This window comes from Microbacterium sp. K41 (genome assembly GCF_004794395.1).
Classification (GTDB): Bacteria; Actinomycetota; Actinomycetes; order Actinomycetales; family Microbacteriaceae; genus Microbacterium; species Microbacterium sufflavum.
Genome location: NZ_SSDO01000521.1, coordinates 1 through 4,384 on the forward strand (window position 1 = coordinate 1; position 4,384 = coordinate 4,384).

Here is a 4,384-nt window from a genome sequence, read left to right on the forward strand (position 1 = left end):
CGGCTGAGCCCCGCCGGGCCGACCGGTGCCGCGGCCGCGGTCGTAGGCTGGTGCCATGCCCGCACCCCTCACCCTGCCCCGACGGTCGTGGGGCGATCCCGCAGCCGCGCGCCGCATTCTCCTCGTGCACGGACTCGGCTCGTCGGGCGCCCTCATGTGGCGCCTGGGCGATGCCATCGCGGCGACCGGAGCGGCCGCGACCGCCGTCGACCTGCGCGGGCACGGTGACGCCCCCCGCTCCCTCGACTACACCGTCGACGCGTACGCCGCCGACCTCGCGGCGACGGCATCCGACGGCGGAGGACCGTGGGACGCGGTCGTCGGCCACTCGCTGGGCGGCGCGGCCGCGACGGTCGCCGCCGCCGGCTCGCCGGACTGGACGCGACGCCTCGTGCTGATCGACCCCGCCCTCCACGTCGACGGACGCGACGCGGGCATCGTGCGGCGCAGTCAGGAACGGGCGTTCGCCGACAACCGGATCGAGGTCGTCCGGGAGGAGCACCCGCACTGGCACCCGCAGGATCACGAGCTGAAGATCGACGCCGTGCGGCGCGCGAGCGCCTGGGCCGTGGAGCAGACCAGCGCGCAGAACCAGCCGTGGGACGTACGCGCGCACGCCGCCCGTCTCACCGTCCCCACCCATGTCATCGGCGCCGATCCCGCCGTGTACAGCATCTTCGCGGGCGACCTCGCCGCCGAGATGCTCGCCGGCAACCCGCGGATCACGATGTCGGTCGTGGCGGGCGCCGGGCACTCCCTTCATCGCGACCGGCCGGAGGAAGCGATCCGACAGCTCCTGGAGGCACTCGCATGACCGCGTTCGACCCGACCCGCTACGTCCCGGACGACCTCCTCGCGCGCATCCGCGAACGCGCGCCGATCCACGACCGCGAGAACACGTTCCCGCAGCAGGACCTCGACGAACTCCGCGACGCCGGCTACCTGTCGATCCTGGTCCCGGTCGAGCGCGGCGGCGCAGGACTCGGGCTCGCCGAGGCCGCGATCCTGCAGCAGCGTCTTGCGGGCGCGGCCCCCGCCACGGCCCTCGCGATCAACATGCACCTGGTGTGGACCGGGGTCGCGAAGGTCTTCTCCGACCGGGGTGTTCCCGGGCTCGAGTTCGTGCAGGACGGCGCGGTCGCCGGCGAGGTGTTCGCGTTCGGCATCAGCGAGGGCGGCAACGACCTCGTGCTGTTCGGCAGCGACACGGCCGCGGTGCCCGACGCCGACGGGGGCTACGCGTTCACGGGCACCAAGATCTTCACCTCGCTCGCGCCCGTCTGGACCAGGCTCGGACTGCACGGCCTGGACACCACCAGCGCGGACGCCCCGAAGCTCGTGTTCGCGTTCGTCGAGCGGACCGACGCCGTCACCACCTCGGACGACTGGGACACGCTCGGCATGCGCGGCACGCAGAGCAGGACGACGCGGCTCGACGGCGCCGTCGCCGACGCCGCGCACGTGGTCCGGCGGATCGACCAGGGCCCGAGCGCCGACCCCATCGTCTTCGGCATCTTCTCCGTGTTCGAGATCCTGCTCGCCTCGGTGTACACCGGCATCGCCCGCCGCGCACTGGAGCTGGCGGTCGCGACGGCGCAGACCCGTCGCTCCAAGAAGAGCGGCGCCGCGTACAGCCAGGACCCCGACATCCGTTGGCGCATCGCCGACATGGCGATCGCGTACGACGCGCTGCCGCCCCAGATCGCCGCGCTCGCGCGCGACGTGGACGAGCGCGTCGACCACGGGCCGCGCTGGTTCCCCGCCCTGTCCGGCCTCAAGCACCGTGCCGTGACGATGGCCAAGAGCGTGGTCGACGAGGCGATGCTGGTGGCGGGCGGCGGGTCCTACTTCTCCGGGAACGAGCTCTCCCGGCTGTACCGCGATGTCCTCGCCGGGATGTTCCATCCGTCCGACCCCGAGTCGGCGCACGCGACCGCGGCGAGCGCCTGGCTCGGACCCGTGGAGGCCTGACCGAACGCACGGATCGTGCAGGTCGGCCACTCAGATTCGACGGATCCGGTTGTCCATGACCGCCGCCAGTGCCAGGATCGCAGCATGGCACCGGCGAAGAAGAACTCCGCCCTCGACGCGATCTCCAAGACCATCATCGAGCTGCTGCAGGACGACGGGCGTCGCTCCTACTCCGACATCGGCCGGGTGGTGGGCCTCAGTGAGGCAGCGGTCCGCCAGCGCGTGCAGCGGCTCACCGAGACCGGCGTGATGCAGATCGTCGCGGTCACCGATCCGATGCAGCTCGGCTTCCACCGCCAGGCGATGATCGGCATCCGTGTGGCCGGGGACGCCCGGCACGTGGCGGAGGCGATCGCGGAGATCGACGCCGTCGACTACGTCGTCATCACGGTGGGCTCGTTCGACGTGATCGTCGAGGTCGTGTGCGAAGACGACGACCACCTGCTGGCCCTCGTGAACGACGTGATCCGTCCGATCGACGGCGTGCTGTCGACCGAGACGTTCATCTACGCGAAGCTGCAGAAGCAGCTCTACAACTGGGGGACCCGATGACCTCGCGCTCCGTGCCGTCCGCGTCCGCGCTGCAGTCCATGGCGAAGGACCACCTCTGGATGCACTTCACCCGCCAGTCGACCATGGCGGACTCCGGCGTGCCGATCATCGTCCGGGGCGACGGGCACCGCATCTGGGACGTCGAGGGCCGGGAGTACATCGACGGTCTGGCGGGACTGTTCGTGGTGAACGCGGGACACGGCAGGCGCCGGCTCGCCGAGGCCGCGGCAGCGCAGGCGTCCGAACTGGCGTTCTTCCCGCTGTGGTCGTACGCGCACCCCGCGGCGATCGAGCTCGCGGACCGGCTGGCGGACGAGGCGCCCGGCGACCTCAACCGCGTGTTCTTCTCCACGGGCGGCGGCGAGGCGGTGGAGACGGCCTTCAAGCTCGCGAAGCACTACTGGAAGCTGCAGGGGAAGCCCGCCAAGCACAAGGTGATCTCGCGTGCCGTCGCGTATCACGGCACCCCGCAGGGGGCCCTCGCGATCACGGGGATCCCCGCCATGAAGGCGATGTTCGAGCCGGTCACACCCGGCGGGTTCCGCGTGCCCAACACCAACTTCTATCGTGCGGACGAGATGGGCGCGCCCGCCGACGACCTCGAGGCGTTCGGGCGCTGGGCCGCCGAGCGCATCGAGGAGATGATCCTGTTCGAGGGTGCGGACACCGTCGCGGCCGTGTTCCTCGAGCCGGTGCAGAACTCGGGCGGCTGCTTCCCCCCGCCGCCCGGCTACTTCGCCCGGGTGCGCGAGATCTGCGACCGGCACGACGTCCTGCTGGTGTCAGACGAGGTGATCTGCGCGTTCGGACGGCTCGGGCACACCTTCGCCTGCACGGGGCTGGGGTATGTGCCCGACATGATCACGTGCGCCAAGGGCATGACCAGCGGCTACTCCCCCATCGGCGCCACGATCGTGAGCGACCGCGTGTACGAGCCGTTCGCGCAGGGCGATGTCTCCTTCCCGCACGGCTACACGTTCGGCGGCCACCCCGTGTCGGCCGCGGTGGCCCTGGAGAACCTCGCGATCTTCGACGAGGAAGGGCTCAACGCGCACGTGCGGGAGAACTCGCCGGTGTTCCGCGCGGAGCTGGAAACACTGCTCGACGTCCCGCTGGTGGGCGACGTGCGCGGCGACGGGTACTTCTTCGGCATCGAGCTGGTCAAGGACACCGCCACGCGGGAGACGTTCGACGAGGAGGAGTCGGAGCGGCTGCTGCGCGGCTTCCTCTCGCCCGCGCTGTTCGAGGCCGGGCTGTACTGCCGGGCGGACGACCGCGGCGACCCGGTCATCCAGCTCGCCCCGCCGCTGACCGTCGGACCCGCGGAGTTCCGCGAGATCACGCAGATCCTGCGGGACGTGCTCACGCGGGCGCAGGCGGTGCTCTGAACCACGCCGTGCGGCGTCAGGAACGTTCTCGGGCTCCGCGGGGCCGCGCCAGCAGCGCGATGTGCAGCGCGGCCAGCACCTCGCCGTCGTCGAGGTCGACGGCGAGCAGATCCGCGATGACCGCGAGCCGCTGGTAGAAGACGGAGCGGGACAGGTGGCTCGCCGTCGCGGCCGCCGACCGGTTCCCCGGGTGGGCGACGAGCGCGGCGAGCACGTCGAGCAGATCCCCGCGGCGCTCCCGGTCGTGGCGGATCAGCGGCGCGAGCATGCGTTCGCCGTGCTCTTGCAGTCGGCGGTCATCGCCGAGCGCCGCCACCAGCTGCGCCAGCGGACGGTCGGCCACGCGGCGCACGGTGTCGGCGGCGTCCTCCGGGGCCCGGGCGGCGAGTTCCAGTGCAGCCCTGGTGGACGCGAGGAGGCCGGGCACATCGTCGGCCGGCTGACCGATGACGACCGCGACCGCGGGGCCGGCG

At 71.9% G+C, this 4,384-nt stretch carries 5 protein-coding genes; 4 read left to right on the top strand and 1 reads right to left on the bottom strand.

Annotated features, from left to right (window positions below):
• Positions 1-55 precede the first annotated feature (55 nt).
• The 4 genes from DW309_RS17910 (at position 56) to DW309_RS17925 (ending at position 3,911) form a co-directional block, all read left to right on the top strand.
• Positions 56-814 (top strand): alpha/beta fold hydrolase, encoded by a 759-nt coding sequence (locus tag DW309_RS17910; RefSeq protein ID WP_136046141.1) that lies wholly within the window; start codon positions 56-58, stop codon positions 812-814.
• Positions 811-1,971, top strand: a complete 1,161-nt coding sequence (locus DW309_RS17915; RefSeq protein ID WP_136046142.1) for an acyl-CoA dehydrogenase family protein — start codon at positions 811-813, stop codon at positions 1,969-1,971. The genes DW309_RS17910 and DW309_RS17915 overlap by 4 nt, the downstream gene beginning before the upstream one ends.
• 84 nt (positions 1,972-2,055) lie before the next feature.
• Complete coding sequence (locus DW309_RS17920) at positions 2,056-2,523, top strand: Lrp/AsnC family transcriptional regulator (protein WP_136031144.1); 468 nt, start codon at positions 2,056-2,058, stop codon at positions 2,521-2,523.
• Positions 2,520-3,911 carry an aspartate aminotransferase family protein gene (locus tag DW309_RS17925; protein WP_136046143.1) on the top strand — a complete coding sequence of 464 codons (1,392 nt, stop codon included), beginning with the start codon at positions 2,520-2,522 and terminating at the stop codon, positions 3,909-3,911. Before DW309_RS17920 ends, DW309_RS17925 begins: the two co-directional genes overlap by 4 nt.
• A gap of 16 nt (positions 3,912-3,927) precedes the next feature.
• Here DW309_RS17925 and DW309_RS17930 read toward each other — a convergent pair.
• Positions 3,928-4,384, bottom strand: a 457-nt coding sequence (locus DW309_RS17930; protein WP_136046144.1) for a helix-turn-helix domain-containing protein, incomplete at its 5' end; no start/stop codon positions are given.